Genomic DNA, 24355 nt, shown 5'->3' with positions numbered 1-24355 from the left:
GGGACTAGGGAGCAAGGCGCGTCGGGCCGCGGAACAGATACGTGACCTCGCGGATCGAATCCTGTCCGAGCAGCAGCATCATCACGCGGGCCAGGCCCATGCCGAACCCGCCGTGCGGCGGGGCGCCGTACCGGAAGAAGTCGAAGTAGAAGTCGAGGTGCTCGGGCTCCAGGCCCTTCTCGGCCGCCTGCTCGATGAGCACGTCGACGCGGTGCTCGCGCTGCGCGCCCGTCGTGATCTCGACGCCCTTGAAGAGCAGGTCGTAGCTCTTGGTGAGCCCGGTCTCCTCGTTGCGCATGTGGTAGAACGCGCGGATCTCGGGGTGGTAGTCCGTGATGAACACGAACTGGTGCCCGTAGGTCTCCTCGACGTGCGCCGAGATCTGGCGCTCGCCTTCGGGGTCGAGGTCGCCGTCGGTGCGCGGGATGTCGTAGCCGCGCGCCTTGACGATCTCGCGCGCCTCGGCCAGCGGGATGCGGGGGAAGGGGATGCTGGGCACCTGCACCTCGAGACCGAAGAGCTCTTCGATCTCGGCGCCGTGCTTGTCCTTGACCGCCTGGATGCCCGTCTGCAGGAGCTCCTCTTGCATGGCGGCGACATCCTCGTGCGAGTCGATCCAGCTGATCTCGGCGTCGATGGACGTGAACTCCGTCGCGTGGCGCGACGTGAACGAGGGGTCGGCGCGGAACGCGGGGGCGATCTCGAAGATCTTGCCGAAGCCGGCGACCTGGGCCATCTGCTTGAAGAACTGCGGCGACTGGGCGAGGTAGGCCGTCTTCTCCTCGAAGTAGGGCACCTCGAACAGCTCCGCGTTCGACTCGGAGGCCGACGCCATGAGCTTCGGCGAGTGCACCTCGATGTAGTCGCGCTCGATCCAGTAAGAGCGGAACGCGTGCTCGAGCGTGGTCTGCACCCGGAAGATGAGGTTGTTGCGACGCTGGCGCAGGTCGAGGAAGCGCCAGTCCATGCGCTTGTCGAGCCCGCTGTCGGCGGCGATCGGGGTCTCGGGGAGAGCCGCGGCGGCAACGTCGAGCGCGCCGATCTTGATCTCGACTCCGCCGAGCTTGACGCGCTCGTCGTGCTTGAGCTCGCCGGTCACGGTCAGGAAGGTGCCGCCGGAGAGGTTCGAGATGAGGTCGGTGAGGGCCAGGGCCGCGGCATCCTGCTCCGTGCCGTCCTCCGCCGGGCGGGTGGCCGGGTTGACCAGCTGGACGGCGCCGGTCTCGTCACGAAGGATGACGAACTGCACCTTCTTCTGATCACGGACGGTCTCGACCCAGCCGGAGACGGAGACCGGACCGTCGGGGAGACCCTGCAGCTGCTTCACCAGGACGCGTTCACTCACGAGGGATCAGTCTACGTGGGCTCTATGATGGCGCCGTGACCACGTCTCCCGCCCTCCGCAGCGCCGCCGGACGGCAGCCGGTGCGCGTCTGGGACATCGTGGTCTCATCGATCCTGCTCGTCGGGCTGGCCGCGCTCGCGGCGCTGATGTCGTTCTTCGGCTTCTTCCTCGCCATGGCGTCGGACCCGTGCGGGGCGCGGGAGTGCAGTTCGGAACTCATCGGGACCGGCCTGGTCACCGCCGTCGCGCTCCCGTGGGTGCTGCTGCTGGCAGCATCCGTCGTCACGATCCTGATGCTGGCCTTCCGCAAGATCGCGTTCTGGGTCCCGATCGCCGCGGCGCCCTTCATCATCGGGTCGTGGTTCCTCGGCGCGTTCATCGCCGGACTGGGCGTCCCGTCCGCCTGAGGACGCACCGGATATCGGGGGGTCTGCACCCAGGCGCCGTTCACCTGCGCCGCCTAACGTCGAAGTGACCGCGCGGCCGTGGCCGCGGCATCCGATCACCGAAGGCGAAGCCCCCGATGACCGAAACCTCCCCCGACACCTCCTGGCTCTCCGCTCTGCTGGAGTGGTCCGTCTCGCTCATGGACGTCATCGGTCCGGCCGGCGCCGGCGTCGCGATCGCCCTCGAGAACCTCTTCCCGCCGCTGCCGAGCGAAGTGGTGCTCCCCATGGCCGGCCTCGCGGCGAGCAGGGGCTCCTTCACGCTGTTCGAGGCGCTCGCGTGGACCACGGCGGGCTCGATCGTGGGCGCGTTCCTTCTTTACGGCCTCGGGGCGTGGCTGGGCGTCGACCGCCTGCGGCGCGTCGCGGCGACCGTGCCGCTGCTGCACCCGGAGGACATCGACCGCACCGTCGGGTGGTTCCACCGTCACGGCTCGGTCGCGGTGTTCTTCGGCCGGATGATCCCGATCTTCCGCAGCCTCATCTCGATCCCCGCAGGCGTGACGCGCATGCCGCTGTGGCGATTCGGTCTGCTGACGGCCGCCGGGAGCCTCATCTGGAACACGATCTTCGTGCTGTCGGGCTTCCTGCTGGGGGAGTCGTGGCATGTGGTCGAGCAGTACGTCGACATCGTGCAGTACGTCGTGATCGCGGTCGTCGCGCTCGCCGTGGCGTGGTTCCTCTTCGTGCGGACGCGCGCACTGATCGCGGCATCCCGCTCGCGCTCCGCCGAGGCGCCCGAGCGCGAACGCGAGAGCGTCTCGGCGGGCTGACGCTCAGGCGTCTCATAGATCCGGCCACCGTAGACTGGACCCGTGCCCGCCGATCGCCTCCATCTCGTGCGCCACGGGGAGGTCCACAACCCCCAGCGCGTGCTCTACGGGCGACTCCCCGGATACGGGCTCAGCGCCGACGGACGCCGCATGGCCCGTCAGGCCGCCGAGTACGTCCAGGCGCTCGACCGCCCGGTGACGGCCCTCGTGTGCTCGCCGCTGCAGCGCACCCAGGAGTCGTCCGAGCCGTTCACCGAGCTCTTCGGCCTCGAACCCCGCATCGACGAGCGCGTGATCGAACCCACGAACGTGTTCGAGGGCCGTCGGATGCTGCGCGCCCTGGTGAACCCGTGGAACTGGCGTCACCTGCGCAAGCCCGCGCTGCCCAGCTGGGGCGAGCCGTACGCCGAGGTGATCGCGCGCATGAACGAGGCGATGACCGAGGCGTGGACGGCCGCGGACGGCGGCGACGTCGTGATCGTGTCGCACCAGCTGCCGATCTGGATCACCCACCTCGCCGTCACGGGTCTCCCCTCGCGCCACGACCCGCGCGAACGGCGGTGCGCGCTGTCGAGCGTGACGAGCTTCGAGATGGACGAGGACGGAAAGTGGACCGAGATCGCCTACGCGGAGCCGGCCTCTCTGTCGGGCTCGGTCGACGTGGGGGCCGTGTGATGGGTTCTTCCGGTCCCACCGACCGCCGTCCTGGTCTGCGACGCGCGCGGGGCGCGGCATCCGCTCTGCTCGCCCTGGTGCTGGTCGCGGGACTGGCCGCCTGCACGAACGATCCGCTCGCCGAGCAGTACCGCTCGGGCGACGGCAAGGGGTTCATCGCCGCCGACGGCTTCGAGGTCGTCGAGATCAAGCCGGCCGATCGCACCGAGCCGGTCGACTTCGAGGGCGTGCTGGACACCGGTGAGGCGACGACCAGCGACGAGTATCGCGGCGAGGTGCTCGTCGTGAACTTCTGGTACGCGGCCTGTGCGCCGTGCCGCGTCGAAGCGCCGCTGCTCGAAGAGGTCAACCAGTCGTTCGCCGCGGACGACGTCGCGTTCCTCGGCGTGAACCTGTACGACGGCGCCGAGGCGTCGCAGGCCTTCGCCGAGACCTACGGCGTCGGCTACCCGAGCGCGCTGGCCAGCGTCGACGGTTCGATCAAGCTCGCCTTCGCGGGTCAGACGCCTCTCAACGCCGTGCCGGTCACCCTCGTGCTCGACCGCGAGGGCCGGGTCGCGGCGCGCGTGATCGGCCAGCTCAGCGAGACCACCATCCTCGAGACACTCGTGAACGACGCGCTGGGGGAGTCGTGAATCCGGGCGACCTCGTCGCCGACGGCTCGCTGCTCGTGGCGATCCCGATCGCGGTGCTCGCCGGGCTGCTCTCCTTCCTCTCGCCGTGCGTGCTGCCCCTCGTCCCTGGATACCTCGGCTTCATCGGCGGCGCCGTCTCGGCGCCCTCGCGCTCCGCGCGCCCGGCCGCTGCACCGGGTTCGGCGTCGAAATCCGAGGACATTCCGGCGTCCGGAGGCGTTCCGGGCCCCGATTCGTCGAAATCTCCTCGGATTTCGACGTCCGTCGCGGTCGAAGCCCCGGCGCGCGGACGCCTGCTGCTGGGCGTGCTGCTCTTCATCGCCGGATTCACCGTCGTCTTCGTGAGCATCGCGATGCTCGGCGGAACCCTCGGCCGCTTCCTCCTCGAGTACGCCGACCTCATCACGCGCATCCTCGGCGTCGTCATCATCGCGATGGGCCTCGTGTTCATCGGCGTCTTCGGCCTCGCCCAGCGCATCGCGCGCCCGCAGGTGCGCGGCAACCTCGGACTCGTCGGAGCCCCACTGCTCGGTGTTGCCCTCGGCATCGGCTGGGCGCCGTGCATCGGCCCGACGCTCGCCGTGATCCTCACGATGGCCTTCGACTCCGGCTCGGCGGGCCGCGCGGCGCTGCTGGGCGTGGCGTACTCGCTGGGTCTCGGCATCCCGTTCCTGCTCCTCACCCTGGGCTTCGGGTGGGCGACGCGCTCGGTCACGTTCGTGCGCCGCCACATCCGCGCCGTCAACATCGCCGGGGGTGTCGTGCTCATCGCGCTCGGCCTGCTCATGGTGACCGGCGTGTGGACCCAGATCATGGCGCAGCTGCAGGGGGTGTTCCGCAGTGTCCCGCTCCCGCTCTGACCTCGACAGCTCCGAGCCGCTGCGGCCGGCCGACCACGCCGATTCCGCTGACGAGATCACCCAGCCGGTACTGGGCGTCGTCGGATGGCTGCGCTGGGGATGGCGCCAGCTCACCTCGATGCGCACCGCCCTCGTGCTGCTGCTGCTGCTCGCGATCGCGGCGGTTCCCGGCTCGCTCGTGCCGCAGCGCAGCGCCGACCCCAACGGCGTGACGCAGTACTTCGCAGACAACCCCGATCTGGCGCCGATCCTCGACAACCTGAGCATGTTCGACGTGTACACGTCGCCCTGGTTCTCGGCGATCTACATCCTGCTGTTCGTGTCGCTCATCGGCTGCGTGATCCCCCGCACCCGGCACCACTGGAAGGCGCTGCGCGCCAAGCCCCCGCGCACCCCCGCCCGCCTGTCGCGTCTGGACGCGCACCGCACCGAGGTCGTCGAGTTGACGCCCGGGACGGATGCCGCCACCGCCGCGTCCTCGGCGATCGACCTCGCGCAGCAGCAGCTGAAGAAGGCCGGGTACCGCGTCGAGCGCTACGACGCAGGCCCGGCTCTGTCGGTGTCGGCGGAGCGCGGGTACCTCCGTGAGACCGGCAACCTCGTCTTCCATGCCGCGCTCGTCGGCGTGCTGCTGTCGGTCGGGCTCGGGGGCGGGTTCACCTACACCGGGCAGACGGTCATCATCGAGGGCCGCTCGTTCGTGAACTCGATGCTGGACTACACGTCGTTCAACCCGGGCCGCTTCGTGGACGAGAACGCGCTCGCGCCGTACTCGCTCACGCTCGACCGGTTCGACGTCACCTACCAGCCGTATGGCGAGCAGGGCTCGGGGCAGGCGGGCGACTTCGTCGCGAACCTCACGACCCAGCTCGCCGGCGAGGAGCCGCAGACCGGCGAGGTGCGCGTGAACCACCCGCTGGAGATGGTGGGCGACCGCATCTACCTGATGGGCAACGGCTATGCGCCGACCATCACCGTCCGCGACCCCGAGGGCGAGGTCGTGTACTCGGAGTCGGTGCCGTTCCTGCCGCAGGACACGAACATGACCTCGCTCGGCGTGGTGAAGATCCCCGACGGGCTGTCGGAGCAGATGGGTCTCGTCGGATTCTTCTACCCCACGCAGGCGCCGCTCTCGACCGGGGCGTTCGCCTCCGCCTACCCCGACCTCGTCCTCCCGGTGCTCTCGCTCGACGTCTACGTGGGCGATCTCGGGATCGACGACGGCACGCCCCGCTCGGTGTACACGCTCGACCCGAGCGGCATGGACAAGCTCGCGGGCCGCGGGGCCGACGTCGCGGCGATCGAGCTCGCCCCGGGCGAGACCACCGAGCTGCCCGGCGGCTACGGCACGATCACGTTCGAGAACGAGGCATCCGATTCCGCCCATGGCTACGAGGGCTCGGTGAAGCGGTACGTATCGCTGTCGATCCATCGGGATGCCGCGGCCACCTGGGTGCTCGTGTTCGCCGTGCTCGCGACCGCGGGGCTCCTCGCCGCACTGTTCGTCCCGCGTCGGCGCATGTGGGTGAAGGTCGTGCCGGACGGGGGAACCCTGCAGATCGAGTACGCGGCGCTGGCGCGCGGCGAGGACCCGACGCTCGATACGGCCGTGGAGCAGTTCGCGCAGCGCCACCGCGAGAGCCTGCGGGCCCCGCAGACCCCGCAGGCTCCGCGCGTAGACTGAGATCATGCCCGAAGCCTCCGTCCTCTCGCTCGACTCGGTCTCGGTGCTCCTCGTCTGGACGGCCATCGCCGTCTACGCGCTGGCCTTCATCGCGTACGCGGTCGACCTGTCCCGTCGGGGAGCGGTCGCCGTCGACGCGAAGGACGCCGAGGTACGCGAGCTCGTCGGCGCGGGGCGTGTCGGCATCGCCGAGATGCGCGCGCAGGAGCGGGCGGCCGAGACGGCGCTGAACGCCCCGATCTCGCAGCGTCCGCGGCTGGTCTGGGCGCGTATCGGCACGTCGCTCACGGTGCTGGCCTTCCTCTTCCACCTCAGTGCGGACGTCACGCGCGGCATCGCCGCGGGCCGCGTGCCGTGGTCGAACATGTACGAGTTCGCCCTGACCGGCACGCTGCTGATCGTCGCCGTCTACCTCGGGGTGCTGTTCCGCTACGACCTGCGATTCCTCGGCACCTTCATCACCGGCCTCGTGGTCGTGCTGCTGGGCGGCACGGCGATCTGGTTCTACACCGACATCGTGCCCCTGATGGACCCGCTGAAGTCGGTGTGGCTCGTCATCCACGTGTTCGTCGCCTCACTCGCGACGGCCCTCTTCGCGCTGGCGTTCGGGCTGTCCGTGCTGCAGCTGATGCAAGCACGGCGCGAGCGACGGGCCCTTGCTGCCGCGGAGATCGCGGACGGTGCGCCGGTGAAGTCCGGCCCGGGCTTCCTCCGGACGCTCCCGAGTTCCGAGGCGCTCGAGTCGCTGGCCTACCGCTTCGCGATCCTCGGCTTCATCTTCTGGACCTTCACCCTCATCGCGGGCTCGATCTGGGCCAACGACGCGTGGGGCCGGTACTGGGGCTTCGACACGAAGGAAGTCTGGACCTTCGTCATCTGGGTGCTCTACGCCGGCTACATCCACGCCCGTGCGACGCGCGGCTGGCGCGGGAGCCGTTCGGCGTGGCTGTCGATCATCGGCTTCACGGCCGTGATCTTCAACTTCACGATCGTCAACATGTTCTTCAAGGGCCTTCACGCCTACTCCGGCCTGAGCTGAGTCCCGGCCCGCGCCGGGCGGCGGCATCCGGTCCCCTCACGTTGCGCCGGGCGGCGGCATCCGTTCTTCTGGCTCGCGCTCGCGGCTCATCCCATGTCCCACTTCTTCCGGATCGTGTCCCACAAACGCTCGGAAGAGGGTGCCCTAGCGACTGATTGTGGGACATGGGACCGCCGATTGCGGGACATGCGGCCGCCCGGTGGTGGAGGGAAGCGACCGCCGGGAGAGACCGAAGCGTCTCGGTGGCAGGCGCCGCACCGCAGAACGGCCCGGCCCCAAGGTGGGACCGGGCCGTTCTCGGCGAGGGGCGGAAGCGTCAGGCGGTGACGGGTGCCGCGTTCAGCACGGCACGCGCCGACGTGGTGCGGCGACGTGCGACCGCGAGGATCGTCGCGCCGAACGCCAGCACCGCCCAGATCACGAGCCCTGCGAGCGCCGCGCCGACACCGCTGGTGTCGCTGAGCGCGGCGAGCATGCCGTTGTAGGCCGGAGAGGTCGGCATGAGGGCCGCGATCCCCGACAGCACGCCGGGCACGGTCGACACGACTCCGGTCGCGACGGCGAGGACGCCGATCAACGCCGAGATCCACCGGCCTGCGCCGCCGAACACGGCGACGAGCGCCTGGTTCACGGCGGCGAACGCGATTCCCGCGACGACGCTCACACCCGCGAAGACCCACCACTGACCCCAGTCGTACGACGAGGCGAGCTGCACGACGGCGGCGACGAGCAAGCCCTGCGCGGCGCCGAGGGCGGCGGCGGGGGCGAAGCCGCGCAGCGCGAGGAGCGCCGAGGGCTCCCGGGCCGTGAGCGCGCGGCGCGAGACGGCCTGCAGCGCGATGAATGTCGCGAGCCCGCCGAACCACAGCGCCAGGGTCGACAGCAGCGGGATCGCCGACGCGCCGAACAGCGACGAGCCCACGCCCTCCGCGCCGACGGGGTTCGCGACGACCTCGGCGAGGCTCGTCGCCTCCGAGTCCGTGTACGACGGGACGGCGTCGGATGCCTGGCTCAGCCCGTCCGCGAGCGTCGAGGTGCCGCCGGCGAGCTGTGCGACGCCGTCCGCGAGTGAGGTCGCCCCCGTGCCCGCCTGGCCGATTCCGTCCGCGAGCTGCGCGGCGCCCGACGAGAGCTGCCCGGCACCCGCAGCGGACTGGGACGTGCCGGAGGCCAGCTGGTCGAGGCCGGAGCCGAGCGCGCGCGCGCCGTCGGCGGCCTCGGTGAGGCCGGCGCTCGTCTTCGACATCAGGTCGGCGATGCCGTCGGCCGTGCCGTCGGCGTAGCCGGAGGCGTAGCCCGCGCTCGTGGCCGCGGTGCCGGCATCCTGCGCCGCAGTGCCGGCCGTGGCCGCCGCTGTCCCGAGCTGACCGCAGAAGGCCGGCGAACCGCCCGCGGCGATGCACTGCTGGGCAAGGCCGCCGAGGGTCTGCGCCAGACCGAGCGGGCCGTCGGCGGGATCGGGATTGCCCAGCAGCAGCGCCAGCGCCTTCGTCTCGTCGGCCGCGTCGCCCGCATAGGCGGCCGTGTCGTCGGCGGCGTCCTGCAGGTCCTGGCTGTTGACCCTCGAGGCCGCGGTGTCGAGACCGGCACCGAGATCCCGCGCGCCGTCGGCCGCGCCGCCGATCCCGCCGGCGATCTGCCCGAGCCCGTCCTGCAGGTCGCCCGCGCCGGTGGCCAGACCGCTCGCGCCGGAGGCCAGCTGCGGCATCCCGTCGGCCAGCTGCGTCGCGCCGTCTGCGGCCTGCGTGGCGCCGTCGGCCAGAGACTGTGCACCGGTCGCGGCCTCGCCGAGCTGGTCGCCGAGGGTGGTGAACCCGAGGAACACGTTCTCGAGGTACACCTGCGAGAGCTGCTCGCCCATGATGGATGCCGCCGCCGACGTCACCTGCGCGGTGATGGCGTCGTCGACGATCAGGCTGTCGGGCGGCGTCTGCACCTCGATCGTGGCGCGCTCGGGGGTCTCGCCGGGACGGGTCGAGGTCGCCGCCGCCGAAAAGTTCTCGGGGATCGTGATGACCGCGGCGTACGTGCCGTCGGCGAGGCCGGATGCGGCGTCGTCGGCGTTGGAGATCGTCCAGGTGAGGTTGCTCGGCTGATCGTCCGAGCCCTCGACGAGCCCGGCGGTCAGCTGCCGTCCGAGGGGGACGAGCTGGTCGTCGATCGTGACCGCCTCGTCCTCGTTCACGATGGCCGCGTTGAGCGAGTCGAGCCGCTCGGTCGGGTTGTAGAGCGCCGCCACGAGGATGCCGCCGATGACGACGGGGAGCAGCAGCACCCCGATGAGCGTCAGCCACGTGACGGGCCGGCGCGTGCGTGCGCGTTCGATGGAGAGGGTCATGCGTTCACCTCGGAGATGGAAGAAGCGGATGCCGCGCCCGTCCTCAGCGCGAGCGAGCTCACGTCGGGGCGCCGGGCGTCGGAGAGAAGGGAGATCGCGGGGCCGTCGGCCTTCGCGGTGGCGACGACGGTGAGGTGCGCCTCGGCGCCGTCGCGGGCCCGGGCGCGCAGCGCGGCCTGGGCGTCCCGCAGGAGCGCGGCCGCCTGGTCGCGCTCGGCGTGGTCGAGCGCGTCGACGCCGTCGATCACGATCAGGGTGGTCCGCCCGCCGAGTGCGCGGCGCAGCTCGCGCACGGGGTCGTCGGCGTCGGCGAGGAGTGCCACGCCGACGTGTGCGCGCACCCACGCGGCGCGCTCCGGGAGCAGATGCCCGGCGACGCGCAGGCGTCCGTCGCTCGGCGCGAGGCGTCCGGCGACGGTCAGGCCGAAGGCGCGGACGGCGCGGGGGTCGCCCGTCACGAGGAGCGTGCCGCCCGGCTCGACCCGGAAGGTCGCGCCATCGAACAGCGCGACGTCGCCCGCGGGTCCGCCGTCGGCGCGGACGGCGACGTCTTCGCCCACGACCACGGCGGTCGTCCCGGGCTCGGGCCATTCGGCCAGCGAGAGCTCGCGCTCCACCGCCTCGCCCTCGATGTCGAAGTGGGGGAGCACACGCTCGAGCCACTGCGGCATCCACCATGCCTTGTCGCCCAGGAGGGCCATCACCGCGGGGACCAGCGTCATACGCACGAGGAACGCGTCGACGGCGATGCCGACGGCCAGACCCAGCGCGATGGGCTTGATGGAGGCGTCGCCCTCGGGGACGAAGGCCGCGAAGACGGCGAACATGATGATCGCGGCCGCAGTGACCACGCGCGCCGACGCGGTGAAGCCGGAGCGCACCGCCCCGAGTGCGATGTCGGCGTCGCCACGGGTGGGGTGGGCTCCTCGGCGGGCGTGGACGTAGTCCTCGCGCATGCGGCTGACGAGGAAGACCTCGTAGTCCATCGCGAGGCCGAACAGCACGCCCATGAGGATGATCGGCATGAAGCTGATGACCGGGCCCTCGCGCGTGACGTGCAGCAGATCCGCGCCCCAGCCCCATTCGAAGACGGCGGCGACGACGCCGAAGGCGGCGAGCACCGACAGCAGGTAGCCGAGCGCGGCCTTGATCGGCACCCAGATCGACCGGAACACGATCATCAGCAGCACGAGCGAGAGGCCCACGACGAACACGCCGAACGGCAACAGGGCGGCGCCCAGGCGGTCGGAGATGTCGATGCCGACGGCGGTGAAGCCGGTGACCTTGAGGTCGACGCCGTACTCCTCCTCCAGCTCGGGAGCGAGGGCGCGCAGGTCGCGCACGAGCTGGGCGGTCGCGGGGTCGTCGGGCGCCGTCTCGGGCACGATCTGGATCAGCCCGGTGTCGGCGGTCTCGTTGGGCGTGGCCAGCGCGATCTCCTTGACGCCCGGCACCTGCTCGATCTCGTCGGCGAGGTCGGCCATGAGGCCGAGCGGGTCGGTGGAGGTCACGATCGTGCCGGTCATGATGAGCGGGCCGTTCGAGCCGGGGCCGAAGTGCTCCGCCGTGAGGTCGTACGCCTGACGCGCCTGGCTGGTTTCGGGCTGCTGCCCGGCGTTGGGGAGGGCGAGCCCGAGGCTGGCGGCGGGGATGGCCATGACCCCGAGGGTGAGCACGACGGCGACCGTGGTGACGATCGGATGCCGCGTCACGAGCATCACCCAGCGGTTCGTCTTCTTCGCGGGGGTGTGCGCGACCGGCGCCGCCTCCTCCGCAGCGGGCTCGGCGTCGGTCGCGGGCGCGGCGGTCGCGGCGTCCTCGGCCTCGGCATCCGCTGCCCCTGCTGCTGTGCGGCGGCGGACCGGGAGTGCGACGCCGCGCTGCTTGCGGACATGACCCCAGCCCGCGATGCGGCCCTTCGAGAAGCCGAGCAGGGCGGGCGTGAGCGTGATGGCGACGACGACCGCGATCGCGACGGCGACGGCGGCGGCGATGCCCATCGTGGTGAGGAACGGGATGCCGGCGAAGCCGAGGCCGATGAGGGCGATGAGCACCGTGACTCCGGCGAACACCACGGCGGATCCGGCGGTGCCGGTGGCGCGGGCGGCGGACTCCTCGGGCTCGACGCCGGCGCGCACTTGGTCCTGATGTCGCGCGACGATGAACAGGGCGTAGTCGATCCCGACCGCGAGCCCGAGCATGATCGCGAGCATCGGCGTGGTCGATGAGACCGATGCGAACGCCGTGGACACGTAGATGAGCGCGATCGCGAGGCCCACGCCGATGAGGGCCGACACGAGCGGGAACCACGCCACCGCGAACGAGCGGAACGTGACGATGAGCACGAAGAGCGCGATCAGCACGCCGACGCCCTCGATGAGCGAGAGTGCCGGGACCGACGTGGCGAAGACGTCGCCGCCCATGGCGACCTGGGATCCCTCGGGAAGCGTCTCGCGGAGATCGTCGCCGACCTGCTCGAGGGTCTCCTTGGTCTCGTCCGAGATGTCGGTGGCCTGCCCGTCGAACTGCAGCCGGATGATCGCCGCCGACTCGTCGTCCGACACGAGGCCGGTGACCATCTCGTTGAACGGGTCGGTCACGGCGATGACGCCGTCGAGGTCTTCGAGCTGGGCGATGGTGTCGTCGATCGCGGCCGCGTAGGGGTCCTCGGCGACGGACTCCCCGTCTTCGGCCACGATCACCAACTGCGCGCTAGTGCCACTGGCCTGCGGGAAGCTGCGGTCGAGGAGCGCGATGCCCTCCTGGGCCTCGGTGCCGGGGATCGAGAAGGAGTTGTCGGTGCCCTTCATGAACACTGCGGCGCTGCCGCCGGCGATGCCCAGCAGGAGCAGCCAGGCCACGAGCACCCGCCACGGGTGACGGTAGGACCAACGGCCGAGGGCATACAGCAGGGTGGACACAGCGCCTCCGCGTTCCGGATGGATCAGGTTTTTTCGATACAGCGCCGTATCGGATACATGAGTGTATCGTAGAACCGGAGCGCGACTCGAACCTGTGTAGTCCGTGTGTGTTTCCATGGACTGACAAGCCGGGAGAGGAGGCCGCATGACCGACGCCGTCGCCGTGACCTCGCGCAGACGCGAGGCCACACGTCAGAAGCTCCTGGATGCCGCCGCCGAGGTCTTCGCCGAGGTCGGGCTGGACGCGGCATCCGTCGAAGCCATCTGCGACCGCGCGGGCTTCACGCGCGGTGCGTTCTACTCCAACTTCGAGACCAAGGACGAGCTCTTCCTCGAGCTCGCCGGCAACGTGGCGCGCGAGCGCGTCGCCGCCGTGCGCGGACGGGTCCGCGACCTGGAGCGCTCCGGTGCGTTCGAAGACGCTCCCCACGACGCGCTCGCGATCATCCAGCAGGCGCTCGACGTGTCGGCCGACGACCGGCTGGGCGTGCTGCTCATGAGCGAGATCCGCATCCACGCGCTGCGCAATCCCGAGCTCGCCTCGGCGTACCTCGCTCAGGACGACGAGATGCGCGAGAGCGTCGCTCAGATCATCGAGGACATCGGGCGCGCGAACATGCTGCGCTTCCGCCTGCCCTCCGAGGCCGCCGCACGCCTCATGCTGACCGTGTGGGAAGGCGCCGCCGTCCGCTCCGTCATGGCCGGAGTCGACTACGACGAGATGTGCCGTCGCACCAATGAGGAGCTTGCCCGCGTCGCGCAGCTCATCATCGAGCCGCCGCAGTCCTGAGCACGCTCAGCGCGCCGCGAGCACCGCGTGGCAGCGCGCGATCCGGTCGAGCCACCAGTCGCGACGCTCAGGGGATGCCGCGTTCTCCGCGAGGAGCGCCGGATCAGGCGTGACGCGGCCGACGGGGAGCATGCCGCTCACCGGCGCGAGTGCGGGGCCCGCGACATCCGCCGTGAACAGCGACGCGGTGCCGAGCCCGCAGTCGTAGTCGAGTTCGGGAAGGGCGGCGGCCAGGGCGACGCCCATCGACAGTCCGATCGAGGTGTCCAGGGCGCTCGAGACGACCGCGGGAAGCCCGGCCTCGGCCACGATCTCGAGCGCTCGCCGCACGCCGCCGAGCGGCTGCGCCTTCACCACGATCAGATCCGCCGCGCCGGCGCGCGCGACGGCGAGCGGGTCGGCCGCCTTGCGCACGCTCTCGTCGGCGGCGATCGGGATGTCCATGTACTTCACCCGGCGCCGCAGCTCGGCGAGCTCCTCGGTCGTCTCGCAGGGCTGCTCGACGTACTCGAGGTCGTATTCGGCGAGTGCGTGCAGCGCCCGCTCGGCCTCGTCGACGTTCCACGCGCCGTTGGCGTCGACCCGCACGCGGCCCTCCGGGCCCATCGTCGCGCGGACGGCCGCCACGCGGGCGATGTCGTCGGCGAGGCGCTGTCCGGGTTCGGCCACCTTGACCTTCGCAGTGCGACACCCGTCGAAGCGCGCCAGGACCGCGGGAACGGATGCCGCGTCCACCGCCGGCACCGTGGCGTTGACCGGCACCTCCCACCGGACGGGGGCCGGCTGCGGCATCCATCCGAAGTCGATCGCGGCGAGGAGCCAGATCGCCGCCTCGTGATCGTCGTACTCGGTGAACGGCGAGAACTCGGTCCAGCCCTCTGGCCCCTCGAACACGACAGCCTCGCGCACGTCGACACCGCGGAACCGCGTCGTGAGCGGGAGAGCGACGACGTGCGCCGACGCGAGGAGCTCGGCGAGCGGGGGAAGGGGTGCGGGGGTGCTCACGCGTCCCATCATGCTCCCGCGACCCCCGCGGCGCCCGACCGCCACACTTTCCGGCGACCGCGGCGTCGCGCGACGCAGCGTCCGTAGCGAACTGCAGCGGCTTCTCGTCAGCCGATGCGGCCGTCCCCGGGACGCGAGAGCCGCTGCCACGACCAGCCGTAGGGCGCAAGCTCGATCTCGAAGCGCCCCCGGTCGTCGAGCGGTGTCCGGCCGGGGCCGAACAGATCGCTCAGCTCCGTCCCCGCGGGCTCGTCGCTCAGCGCGATGCGGACCGCCCGGGGCTCGTCGGTGAAGTTGTGGAACGCGATCATCCGTCCCACGTCGGCGGTGAGCGAGTGGACCAGCACGCCCGGGGCGTCGTGCTCGAGGATCTCGAGCTCGCCCCAGCCGATCTCGGGCGAGATGCGGTAGCGCGCGGCCAGGCGGCGCATGAAATGCAGGAGCGAGCCCTCGTCGTTCATCTGGTCCGAGGCGTTGACGTGCCGCGGCCCGTGTCCGCCCTCGGGCGGGAGCGACGGGAGCCGCGAGGGAGCGGCGCTCGAGAACCCGCCGTTGCGGCCGTCGTGCCACTGCATCGGCGTGCGCACCGACATCCGTCCGGGGATCTCGGGGTTCTCGCCCATGCCGATCTCCTCGCCGTAGAACAGCACCGGGGTGCCCGGCAGCGAGAAGAGCAGGCTGTAGACCATGCGGATGCGGCGCGGATCCCCGCCGAGCATCGTCGGGAGGCGCCGCGTGATGCCGCGCCCGTACACGCGCTGGCTCTCGTCGGGAGCGAAAGCCGCGAACACCTCCTCACGCTCGGCCTCGGTGAGCTTGTCGAGGGTCAGCTCGTCGTGGTTGCGCACGAAGTTCGCCCACTGGGACTCGGGCGCAATCGCCGGCCGCCCGCGCAGCGCCTTCGCGAGCGGTCGCGGATCGGAGCGCGTCAGCGAGAGGTAGAGCGCCTGCATGCCGATGAAGTCGAACTGCAGGGTCAGCTCTTCGCCCTTGCCCGTGCCGAAGTATGTCCGCTGGTCGCGATACGGCAGGTTCACCTCGCCCAGCAGGACGGCCTCCTTCGACCGGCGCTGGAGGAAGCGCCGAAGGTCGCGGAGATACTCGTGAGGATCGCTGAAGTCCGCGCCCTCCGGTACCTCGAGGAGGAACGGCACCGCGTCGACGCGGAAGCCCGAGATCCCCAGCTGGAGCCAGAAGCCGATCGTCTTGGCGATCTCGTCCCGCACGGTCGGGTTGGCGATGTTCAGATCGGGCTGATGGCGGTAGAAGCTGTGCAGGTAGTACTGGCCGGTCTTCTCGTCCAGCTCCCACAGCGTGCTCTCCTCGCCGGGGAACACCGCGTTGACGTTGTTCGCCGGCGGCTCGTCGCGCCACACGTAGAAGTCGCGGTAGGGCGAGGTCTTCGAGCGGCGGGCGGCGACGAACCACGGGTGCTTGTCGGAGGTGTGGTTGACCACGAGGTCGACGATGACGCGGATGCCGCGATCCCGCGCCGAGCGGATGACCTCGACGAGATCGCCGTGGTTGCCGAGGCGGGGATCGACGCCGTAGAAGTCGGTGACGTCATAGCCGTCGTCGCGGTCGGCCGTCGGGTAGAACGGCATCAGCCACAGGCACGTGACCCCGAGGTCGGCGAGGTAGTCGATGCGGCGGCCGAGCCCCGTCAGGTCGCCGATGCCGTCGCCGTCGGAATCGAGGTACGTCTCGACGTCGAGACAGTAGACGACCGCGGACTTCCACCACAGGTCTCCGGTATCGGTGATCTTCACAGCGCCCTCCTCAGTGCCGGGAGCAGCTCGTCGGCGGCACGGGCGAGGAAGGCGTCCTGGCCCTTGCCCACGTGGTGCAGATAGACGCGGTCGAACCCGATGCCGACCAGTTCGGCGATGCGCTCGGCGAGCGCCACGGCATCCGCGTCCACCAGGACCGCCTTGCGCAGCTCGGCCTCGTCCGGGTCCGCGACGGCGGCGTCGAAGTCCTCCGGCTGGTCGAAGTCCCACGCGCGCGGCGGTCCGATGAGGCCGTTCGGCCATTGGTCCTTCGCGAGTGCGAGGGCCGCGGCATCCGTCTCGGCCAGCGACAGATGCACCTGGAGCACGCACGGTCCCTCGCCTCCTGCCGACCGGTAGGCCTCGACCACGCGGCGGAGCACATCGGGGGACTGCGCCACGGTCGCGAGGCCGTCGACGCGGCCGGCGAGCCACCCGGCGGTCTCGGCGCTGACTGCCGCCCCGAAGAGCGGGGGAGGCGTGGCCGGGCGCGACCAGACGCGCGCACGGTGGACGCGGACTTCGCCGTCGTGCGTGACCTCCTCGCCGGCGAGGAGGCGGCGGATCACGGTCATCGATTCGTCGAGGCGTGCGTTGCGGCGGTCCTTCGAGGGCCAGGGGTCGGCGGTGACGTGCTCGTTCATCGCCTCCCCACTGCCGAGGGCGGCCCAGAATCGCCCCGGGAACATCTCCTCGAGGGTGGCGATCGCCTGCGCGATCACGACCGGATGGTAGCGCTGTCCCGGAGCGTTGACCACGCCGAGCGAGAAGGACGTCGAGGCGAGGGCGGCGCCGAGCCAGGACCACGCGAAGCCCGACTCGCCTTGGCGCACCCCCCACGGCGCGAGGTGGTCCGAGCACATCGCCGCATCGAAACCGGCACGCTCGGCGGCGACGACGGAGCGGAGGAGCACGCTGGGCGGCAGCTGCTCGTGGGAGGCGTGGTAGCCGACGAGAACCATGGATCGAGTCTTCGCGGCCGGGTACGGGCTGTTCAAGGGACTTGCGGCGTCGGCGAGACGCCGGTGAGGCAATAACGCGCAGCATCCGGCAATGTGTGATTGACGATAGTGTGTGTCACACAGTATGGTGTGAGACATGAGCGAAACCGAGATCCTCGAGACGCACCTGCAGGAGCTGCGGCGCGGCACGATCGTGCTCGCGTGTCTGCGACTGCTCGAGGCGCCCGGCTACGGGTACGGCCTGCTCGAGCAGCTGGGGGAGCGCGGCTTCCCCACCGACGCGAACACGCTGTATCCGCTGCTGCGCCGCCTCGAGAAGCAGGGCTGTCTCACCAGCGAGTGGAACACCGACGAGGCACGGCCTCGCAAGTTCTACCGCACCAGCGCCGCCGGCACCCGCCTGGCCGCCACCCTCACCGATGAATTCCGCGCCATCGCGACCGCGATCGGCACCCTCCCCGAGGAGAACTGACATGACCGCTTCCGTCACTCTCGCCGACCGCTACGTCGACGCCGCCATGCGCTCCGTCCCCGAGGCGCAGCGCGCCGATCTCGCCGCGGAGCTGCGCGCGTCGATCGACGACCAGGTCGAGGCGCGCGTCGCCGCCGGCGACGCGCCCGAGGCCGCCGAGCGCGCCGTGCTCACCGACCTCGGCGACCCCGACAAGCTCGCCGCCGGGTACCTGGATCGTCCGCTGTGGCTTCTGGGTCCGCGCTACTTCCTGCAGTGGTGGCGCCTGCTGAAGCTCCTGCTGTGGATCGTGATCCCGTGCGCCGTGTTCGGCGTCTCGCTCGCCATGGTGATCGACGGCGCGTCCTTCGGCCAGATCATGGGCGCGATCTGGCCTCTCGCGCTCACCGTCGGCGTGCATGTGGCGTTCTGGACGACACTCGTGTTCGTCGTCGTCGAGCGCACCGAGGGCCGTGAGAAGTCCCTTCCGTTCCAGGAATGGTCCGTCGATCAGCTTCCCGAGCCGCGCCCTCGAGGAGCCGGACTGGGCGATCTCGTCGCCTCCCTCGTGTTCCTCGTGATCGCGGCGGGCGCGATCCTGTGGGACCTGTTCATCGGCTTCGTTCCGACCCAGCCCGGCCTGTCGTTCCTCGCGCCCGGCCTGTGGCCCGGGTGGATCCTGGGCCTGTTCGCGCTCATGGCGCTGGAGGCCGCACTGGCGATCACCGTCTACGCCGTCGGGCGATGGACGGCCTGGCTCGCGGTGGTCAACGGCGTGCTCAACGCCGCGATCGCGATCCCCGCGATCTGGCTGCTCATGCAGGGCGAGCTCATCAATCCCGCGTACTTCCCGACGATCATCGGCGAGGAGGGCGCCGAAGTGGGCGCGATCGTATCGATCGTCACCGGCTTCTTCATCGGCGGCATCGCCGTGTGGGACACCGTGGACGGCGCGCTCAAGGCCTATCGCGCCCGCAGAGCCTGAGCCACAATCCGTTTGTGCGGGCGAATGCCTGCGTGGCGCCTCGCTGCTCCGGCCATTCGCCCGCACAAACGGCCCAGTCGGTGTGGGAGCGGAAATAGGCTGAATCCATGCCTCTCCTCGACACTCCGGTGCGCCTCGGCGTGCAGCTCCAGCCCCAGCACGCTCCCTATCCCGCCTTCCGCGACGCGGTGCTGCGGCTCGAGGAGATGGGGGTCGACATCCTCTTCAACTGGGACCACTTCTTCCCGCTGTCCGGCGATCCGGACGGCCTGCACTTCGAGTCATGGACGATGCTCGCGGCGTGGGCGGAGCAGACCGAGCGCGTCGAGTTCGGCGCCCTCGTCAACTGCAACAGCTACCGCAACCCCGACCTGCAGGCGGACATGGCCCGCACGATCGACCACATCTCCGCCAAGGGCGGCACCGGGCGGTTCATCTTCGCGACCGGGTCGGGCTGGTTCGAGCGGGACTACGACGAGTACGGCTACGAGTTCGGCACGGCGGGGTCACGACTGAACGATCTCGCTGACGGTCTCGCCCGCATCGAGGAGCGCTGGGCGAAGCTCAACCCCGCTCCGACGCGCGAGATCCCGGTCATGATCGGCGGCAAGGGGGAGCAGAAGACGCTGCGGCTCGTCGCCCGCCACGCCGACATCTGGCACAGTTTCGTGCGCCCCGACGAGCTGGCGCACAAGCTCGAGGTCATCGAGCGCTGGGCCGAGCGCGAGGAGCGCGACACGTCGGGGCTCGTCGTCTCGAACGAGCTGCAGAGACGGGGCGAGGACGTCGCCGATGAGCTCTACGACGCCGGCGTGCGCCTGTTCACCCTCGGATTCCAGGGACCGGACTGGGACTTCGAGCTGATCCGCTCGTGGCTGCGCTGGCGCGACGCGAAGAACGCGGCCTGAGCCGCAGCATCCGCCCGAATATGCTGGAGGCCATGGTCTCTGAGATCTTCGACGCGGAAGAGTGGATGCCGGCGCCCGGCGCCGACCGGTTCACCGACATCACTTCCCACGTGTCGAAGGACGGGCGCATCGCCCGCATCGCCTTCGATCGTCCCGAGGTGCGCAACGCGTTCCGCCCGCACACTGTCGACGAGCTCTACACAGCGCTCGACCAGGCCCGGCAGGATCCGCGCATCGGCGTGGTGCTCCTCACCGGCAACGGCCCGAGCCCGAAGGACGGCGGCTGGGCCTTCTGCTCGGGCGGCGATCAGCGCATCCGCGGACGCGACGGCTACAAGTATTCCGAGACGGATGCGGTGACGGATCCGGCGCGCGCCGGCCGGCTGCACATCCTCGAGGTGCAGCGGCTCATCCGCTTCATGCCGAAGGTCGTCATCGCGGTGATCCCCGGCTGGGCTGCCGGCGGCGGTCACTCGCTGCACGTCGTGTGCGACCTGTCGATCGCCTCGGCGGAGCACGGGCGCTTCAAGCAGACCGACGCCGACGTGGGCTCGTTCGACGCCGGCTACGGCTCGGCGTACTTCGCACGCCAGATCGGCCAGAAGTTCGCGCGCGAGGTCTTCTTCCTCGCCGAGGAGTACTCGGCCCAGCGCGCCTACGAGATGGGCGCCGTCAACAGGGTCGTGCCGCACGCGGAGCTCGAGCGCGAGGCCGTCGCCATGGCCCGCACGATCCTCACCAAGTCGCCGACGGCCGTCCGCATGCTGAAGTTCGCGTTCAACGCCGTCGATGACGGCATGGTCGGTCAGCAGGTGTTCGCGGGCGAGGCGACGCGGCTCGCCTACGGCACCGACGAGGCGGTCGAGGGGCGCGATGCGTTCCTCGAGAAGCGCGACCCCGACTGGTCGCCGTATCCGTGGCACTACTGACGATGCGCCCCTCCCCGCTTCGCGAGAACCCACTTGTGTCACTGGCGGAGGGCGCTTCGGTGACATGCGCGCGTTCTCGCCAAGCAATGGGCTGCCGATGAAGCTCGAGCCCGTCGTCGGCGATGATCCCCGGGAGATCCTCCGAGGGCTGCGCGGGGCCCTGCACGGCGCGGGGCCCGCGCTCGGCCTGGGCCTCGTCAGCGCCTTCCCTGCGGAGGTGCGTGCGGGCACCGCCGTGGTCGTGACGACATCGGGGTCGACCGGCGTCCCCAAGAGCGTCGTGCTCAGTCGCGACGCACTCACGGCGAGCGCGATGGCTACGGCCGACCGCCTCGGCGAGGGCGCGTGGCTGCTGGCGCTGCCGGCAACCTACGTCGCGGGGCTCCAGGTGCTCGTGCGCTCGATCGTGGCCGACCGCGAGCCGGCAGTGATGGCCGGTGCCTTCACGCCGCAGGCGTTCGCGGCGACGGCGCTGATGATGGCCTCGAGCGAGCACGGCCGGCGCATCCCGACCTTCACCTCACTCGTCCCCGCGCAGCTGGCGAAGCTGCTCGACGCGGCCGCGCACGATTCCCCCGTCCTGACGGCGCTGCGATCCTTCGAAGCGATCCTGGTGGGCGGGCAGGCCCTCCCGCCGGCGACCCTCGAGCGCGCGGAGGCGGCCGGCGCGCGCATCGTGCGCACCTACGGCTCGACGGAGACGTCCGGCGGATGCGTCTACGACGGCGTTCCGCTCCGCGGCGTCGCCCTGCGCGTCGCGCGCGGCGAGGTGCAGGTGTCGGGCCCGACGCTGGCCGACGGGTACCTGGAGTCGGAAGAGCTGACGGATGCCGCGTTCCTCCGCGACGCCGACGGCACGCGCTGGTATCGCACAGGCGACGCGGGACTCGTCGACGACGGCGTCCTCCGGGTGCATGGCCGCATCGACAACGTGATCGTCTCGGGCGGGGTCAATGTGTCGCTGGATCGGGTGGAGGCGATCGTCCGGACGGTACCGGGCCTCGCCTCGTCCGTCGTCGTGGGGATTCCCGACGAGCGCTGGGGGGAGGCATCCGTCATCGTCGCGGCGCGCGGCGAGGCGCTGCGGCGCAGCGAATCCGTGCAGCTCGAGGAGGCGCGTGCCGCCGTGAAGGAGGGGATCGGCGCGCACGCCCGGCCGTCCCGGCTCGTCCTCGTCGATGAGCTCGAGGCGCTGCCGTCGGGGAAACCCGACCGCGAGGCGATCCGCCGGGCCGTGATCGCGCTGCGCTGAGGGGCGTTGGCGGGGCGTTTCGTCTCGCTTCGCTCGCTCAACGACCGGGGCTTCGCTCGCTCAACGACCGGGGATGCGCTCGCTCAACGACCGGGTGTCGCGGCGGCGCTGAACGGGCCGGTGTCGACGACGCAGAAGCGGTTGCCCTCGGTGTCCTCGAGCACGACCCAGTCGGCGTCGGCGGGGTAGTCGTCCCAGTCGACCTCTCGAGCGCCGATCGCCAGGAGGCGAGCCACCTCGGCTGACTGATCCTCCGCGTAGAGGTCGAGGTGGATCCGCGGCGGGTAGTGCTGCGGATAGCCCGTCACAGAGAGCGCCAGGCTCGCACCGGGCGCGGCCCAGGTCGCCTTGTCGGGCGGGTCGAGGATCACCCAGTCGTCGCTCGGCGCGTCGCGGTCGACGTACCCGAGCGCGGCGCGCCAGAACGTCCCGGCGCGCTCGATGTCCTCCACGGTCAGAACGATGGATCCGATGCTCAGCATGGCGCCCATCCTGCGCCGCGGACGCGCACACAGCCAGGGGGTTGCGCGCTCGCCCATCCGCCTTGCCGTTTGTGCGGGCATTCGCCCGCAGCGCCCGGGCGTCGTGCGCGCATTCACCCGCACAAACGGAGGGCGTCTAGGATGACGAACCGTGGCAGGCACTCCCAGCAAGAAGCGCAAGCATCCCGGTCCGAAGAAGCAGCCCGCGCGCGGCAACCCGCAGAAGCCGCAGCAGGCGCACGGTCCGCGCCCGGTCGCGAAGGCGACGACGAGCGACTGGATCGCCGCTGCGCGCCTGCGCACGCTGCCGCTCGCGGTGACCCCGATCCTCATCGGAACGGGCGCGGCGATGCTGGTCGTCGACCAGTTCCACTGGGTGATCGCGCTGTTCTGCCTCATCGTCTCGGTCGCCCTGCAGATCGGCGTGAACTACGCGAACGACTACAGCGACGGCATCCGGGGCACCGACGACCGCCGCATCGGACCCGCCCGCCTCACCGCATCGCGCAAGGCGTCTCCGCGGGCGGTGCTCTCCGCCGCGCTGCTGTTCTTCGCCGTCGCGGCCGTTGCGGGCCTCGCGATCACGATCCGCACGCAGCAGTGGTGGCTCATCGCCGTCGGCCTCGTGTGCATCGCGGCCGCCTGGTTCTACACCGGAGGCAAGCGACCCTACGGCTACTACGGCCTGGGCGAGGTCATGGTGTTCGTCTTCTTCGGGCTGGTCGCCACGCTCGGCACCACCTGGGTGCAGGCGCTCTCGCTGCCGCAGGAGGCCTGGTTCGGCGCGGTCGCCGCGGGTCTGCTCGCGTGCGCCGTCCTGCTGGCGAACAACCTGCGCGACATCGATCAGGACCGCGTCGCCGGCAAGCGCACGCTGACCGTGCTCATCGGCCGCACGGCCACGCGCTGGCTCTTCAGCATCTTCGTGCTGGCGCCCTTCGGCATCGCCGTGTTCCTGGCCCTGTTCTACCCGATCGCGTGGCTGACGCTGCTCGTCCTGCTGGCGGCGCTTCCCGCGATCCTCATCGTGTGGACCTACCGCGACCCGCGCGAGCTGGTCGTCGCCCTCGGGCTCACCTCGCTCACCTCGGTGGCGTACGGCGCGTTCCTGTTCTGGGCGTTCGTGGGCTGATCCGCCGACCGCGGGCTCAGTCGGCGGTGGAGCGATCGGATCCTTCGCCCGGCGTGCGACCGCCGGATGCGGCGTCGCCCGGGGCGGGCGCGGCGTCGCCCACGGTCGCAGCATCCTCGGCCTCTTCGTCGCTCACCGCGCGGCGCTCGCGCTCGCGGCGCTCGGCCATGCCGGAGGTCATCTCGTCGAGCGGGCGGCGCAGGAACAGCAGCGACAGGCTCAGGCCGATGAGGGCGGCGAAGATCGCTGCGAGCCAGTAGTACTGCCGCATGATCGGGAAGAGCATGAGGATCGCGAACGGCACGAGGAATGCGAGCAGCCGCAGCACCGAGTAGACCAGGGCGGAGCGAGCTTTCACCCGTCCATCGTAATCGAGCCGCCCGGCGCTCCCGGCGGCGCAGGCGACGGTTCGGTCACGAGGCGGCCACGGTGCGTCGGGCTCGCCTAGGATGGGAGCATGACGCGGGCCCTGCTGATCCTGGCCCTGGTGGCGACGGCTTTCTGGGTCTACACCATCGTGGACTGCGCGGTGCAGCCGGCCACGCGCCACCGGGGTGTGAGCAAGCCCGTCTGGATCCTCATCGTCATCCTGATCCCCGTGCTGGGGGGCCTGCTCTGGCTCATCGTCGGTCGCACGCGGGGCTCCGCGCGCGCCGCTCGGCGCGCACCCGACGACGATCCCGAGTTCCTCGGCCGCATCGGCGCGATCTCCGACCAGGACGAGCGCATCCGCCGCCTCGAAGAGGAGCTGGCCCAGCTCGACGCCGAGGGCGACGACCCCCGCTGGCCCACCGGCTCGCCCGCCGCCGCGTCGGACTCGGCCGACACCGCCGCGCCCGCAGCCGCGACGGACTCGGCCGGCACCGCCACGCCCGGCACCCCTTCCTCGGCCGGGCCGGATGCCCCGGCCGACCCGCCTGTCCGCCCGAACGAGGGCGACGACGAGCGCGGGCAGCGCGGAGTCGTCGGCTGAC

23 protein-coding genes are annotated in these 24355 nt (G+C 70.9%); 15 read left to right on the top strand and 8 right to left on the bottom strand.

Annotated elements, in window-relative coordinates:
• Positions 1–4: 4 nt before the first annotated feature.
• Positions 5–1345 (bottom strand): aspartate--tRNA(Asn) ligase, encoded by a 1341-nt coding sequence (aspS, locus tag ASD93_RS10285; protein ID WP_056121940.1) that lies wholly within the window; start codon positions 1343–1345, stop codon positions 5–7.
• 35 nt (positions 1346–1380) lie between these two features.
• Between aspS and ASD93_RS10280 the strand changes: the two genes are divergently transcribed.
• From ASD93_RS10280 to ccsB, 7 genes are all read left to right on the top strand, one after another.
• Positions 1381–1752, top strand: a complete 372-nt coding sequence (locus ASD93_RS10280) for a hypothetical protein (protein ID WP_056121938.1) — start codon at positions 1381–1383, stop codon at positions 1750–1752.
• Between the two features lie 116 nt (positions 1753–1868).
• A complete protein-coding gene (locus ASD93_RS10275; RefSeq protein ID WP_056121936.1) occupies positions 1869–2564 on the top strand; it encodes a DedA family protein in 696 nt (231 codons plus the stop codon).
• 42 nt (positions 2565–2606) lie between these two features.
• Positions 2607–3239, top strand: coding sequence for a histidine phosphatase family protein (locus tag ASD93_RS10270; RefSeq protein ID WP_056121935.1), 633 nt, complete (start codon positions 2607–2609; stop codon positions 3237–3239).
• On the top strand, positions 3239–3874 hold the full coding sequence (locus ASD93_RS10265) for a TlpA family protein disulfide reductase (RefSeq protein ID WP_056121933.1): 636 nt from the start codon (positions 3239–3241) through the stop codon (positions 3872–3874). The genes ASD93_RS10270 and ASD93_RS10265 overlap by 1 nt, the downstream gene beginning before the upstream one ends.
• Positions 3871–4734: a cytochrome c biogenesis CcdA family protein gene (locus tag ASD93_RS10260; protein WP_056121931.1), complete on the top strand. Its 864-nt coding sequence runs from the start codon at positions 3871–3873 to the stop codon at positions 4732–4734. The genes ASD93_RS10265 and ASD93_RS10260 overlap by 4 nt, the downstream gene beginning before the upstream one ends.
• Positions 4715–6418: a cytochrome c biogenesis protein ResB gene (locus tag ASD93_RS10255; protein WP_056121929.1), complete on the top strand. Its 1704-nt coding sequence runs from the start codon at positions 4715–4717 to the stop codon at positions 6416–6418. The genes ASD93_RS10260 and ASD93_RS10255 overlap by 20 nt, the downstream gene beginning before the upstream one ends.
• Before the next feature lie 4 nt (positions 6419–6422).
• Positions 6423–7457, top strand: coding sequence for a c-type cytochrome biogenesis protein CcsB (gene ccsB / locus ASD93_RS10250; protein WP_056121927.1), 1035 nt, complete (start codon positions 6423–6425; stop codon positions 7455–7457).
• Positions 7458–7773: 316 nt separating this feature from the next.
• Here ccsB and ASD93_RS10245 read toward each other — a convergent pair whose 3' ends face one another.
• Together ASD93_RS10245 and ASD93_RS10240 are read right to left on the bottom strand one after the other, a co-directional pair.
• A complete protein-coding gene (locus tag ASD93_RS10245; RefSeq protein WP_056121925.1) occupies positions 7774–9795 on the bottom strand; it encodes a YhgE/Pip domain-containing protein in 2022 nt (673 codons plus the stop codon).
• Positions 9792–12716, bottom strand: a complete 2925-nt coding sequence (locus ASD93_RS10240) for an MMPL family transporter (RefSeq protein WP_056121923.1) — start codon at positions 12714–12716, stop codon at positions 9792–9794. Before ASD93_RS10240 ends, ASD93_RS10245 begins: the two co-directional genes overlap by 4 nt.
• 145 nt (positions 12717–12861) lie before the next feature.
• Between ASD93_RS10240 and ASD93_RS10235 the strand changes: the two genes are divergently transcribed.
• On the top strand, positions 12862–13506 hold the full coding sequence (locus ASD93_RS10235; RefSeq protein WP_056121921.1) for a TetR/AcrR family transcriptional regulator: 645 nt from the start codon (positions 12862–12864) through the stop codon (positions 13504–13506).
• A gap of 6 nt (positions 13507–13512) precedes the next feature.
• Here ASD93_RS10235 and ASD93_RS10230 read toward each other — a convergent pair whose 3' ends face one another.
• From ASD93_RS10230 to ASD93_RS10220, 3 genes are all read right to left on the bottom strand, one after another.
• A complete protein-coding gene (locus ASD93_RS10230; RefSeq protein WP_235566933.1) occupies positions 13513–14511 on the bottom strand; it encodes an o-succinylbenzoate synthase in 999 nt (332 codons plus the stop codon).
• A gap of 107 nt (positions 14512–14618) precedes the next feature.
• Entirely contained in the window at positions 14619–16280 is a 1662-nt protein-coding gene (locus ASD93_RS10225; protein WP_056121918.1) for an alpha-amylase family protein, read from the bottom strand.
• The gene (locus ASD93_RS10220) at positions 16277–17242 is read right to left on the bottom strand and encodes a TIGR03885 family FMN-dependent LLM class oxidoreductase (protein WP_056121916.1); all 966 of its coding nucleotides are present in this window, start codon (positions 17240–17242) and stop codon (positions 16277–16279) included. The genes ASD93_RS10225 and ASD93_RS10220 overlap by 4 nt, the downstream gene beginning before the upstream one ends.
• A 136-nt stretch (positions 17243–17378) precedes the next feature.
• Here ASD93_RS10220 and ASD93_RS10215 point away from each other — a divergent pair, with 136 nt between their 5' ends.
• The 5 genes from ASD93_RS10215 to ASD93_RS10195 all read left to right on the top strand — a co-directional run bounded on the left by ASD93_RS10215 (position 17379) and on the right by ASD93_RS10195 (position 21767).
• A complete protein-coding gene (locus tag ASD93_RS10215) occupies positions 17379–17714 on the top strand; it encodes a PadR family transcriptional regulator (protein ID WP_056121914.1) in 336 nt (111 codons plus the stop codon).
• A gap of 1 nt (position 17715) precedes the next feature.
• Positions 17716–18678, top strand: coding sequence for a permease prefix domain 1-containing protein (locus tag ASD93_RS10210; RefSeq protein ID WP_056121912.1), 963 nt, complete (start codon positions 17716–17718; stop codon positions 18676–18678).
• Positions 18679–18785: 107 nt separating this feature from the next.
• Positions 18786–19586 (top strand): LLM class F420-dependent oxidoreductase, encoded by an 801-nt coding sequence (locus ASD93_RS10205; protein ID WP_056121909.1) that lies wholly within the window; start codon positions 18786–18788, stop codon positions 19584–19586.
• 20 nt (positions 19587–19606) lie between these two features.
• The gene (locus ASD93_RS10200; RefSeq protein WP_056121907.1) at positions 19607–20515 is read left to right on the top strand and encodes a 1,4-dihydroxy-2-naphthoyl-CoA synthase; all 909 of its coding nucleotides are present in this window, start codon (positions 19607–19609) and stop codon (positions 20513–20515) included.
• 97 nt (positions 20516–20612) lie between these two features.
• On the top strand, positions 20613–21767 hold the full coding sequence (locus ASD93_RS10195; protein WP_056121905.1) for an AMP-binding protein: 1155 nt from the start codon (positions 20613–20615) through the stop codon (positions 21765–21767).
• 83 nt (positions 21768–21850) lie between these two features.
• On the opposite strand, the gene ASD93_RS10190 is transcribed toward ASD93_RS10195, so the two are convergent.
• Positions 21851–22249 carry a VOC family protein gene (locus tag ASD93_RS10190; protein ID WP_082569276.1) on the bottom strand — a complete coding sequence of 133 codons (399 nt, stop codon included), beginning with the start codon at positions 22247–22249 and terminating at the stop codon, positions 21851–21853.
• A 151-nt stretch (positions 22250–22400) separates the two neighbouring features.
• On the opposite strand from ASD93_RS10190, the gene ASD93_RS10185 reads away from it, so the two are divergent.
• Entirely contained in the window at positions 22401–23381 is a 981-nt protein-coding gene (locus tag ASD93_RS10185) for a 1,4-dihydroxy-2-naphthoate polyprenyltransferase (protein ID WP_056121903.1), read from the top strand.
• 16 nt (positions 23382–23397) lie between these two features.
• On the opposite strand, the gene ASD93_RS10180 is transcribed toward ASD93_RS10185, so the two are convergent.
• A complete protein-coding gene (locus tag ASD93_RS10180; protein WP_056121901.1) occupies positions 23398–23739 on the bottom strand; it encodes a DUF4229 domain-containing protein in 342 nt (113 codons plus the stop codon).
• A 99-nt stretch (positions 23740–23838) separates the two neighbouring features.
• On the opposite strand from ASD93_RS10180, the gene ASD93_RS10175 reads away from it, so the two are divergent.
• Positions 23839–24354, top strand: a complete 516-nt coding sequence (locus ASD93_RS10175) for a PLD nuclease N-terminal domain-containing protein (protein WP_056121899.1) — start codon at positions 23839–23841, stop codon at positions 24352–24354.
• The last annotated feature ends 1 nt before the right edge of the window (position 24355 follow it).

Source organism: Microbacterium sp. Root180 (assembly GCF_001428485.1).
Lineage (GTDB): Bacteria > Actinomycetota > Actinomycetes > Actinomycetales > Microbacteriaceae > Microbacterium.
Note: the sequence above shows the minus strand (reverse complement) of the source record. Positions and strands in the feature narration are given on the sequence as shown.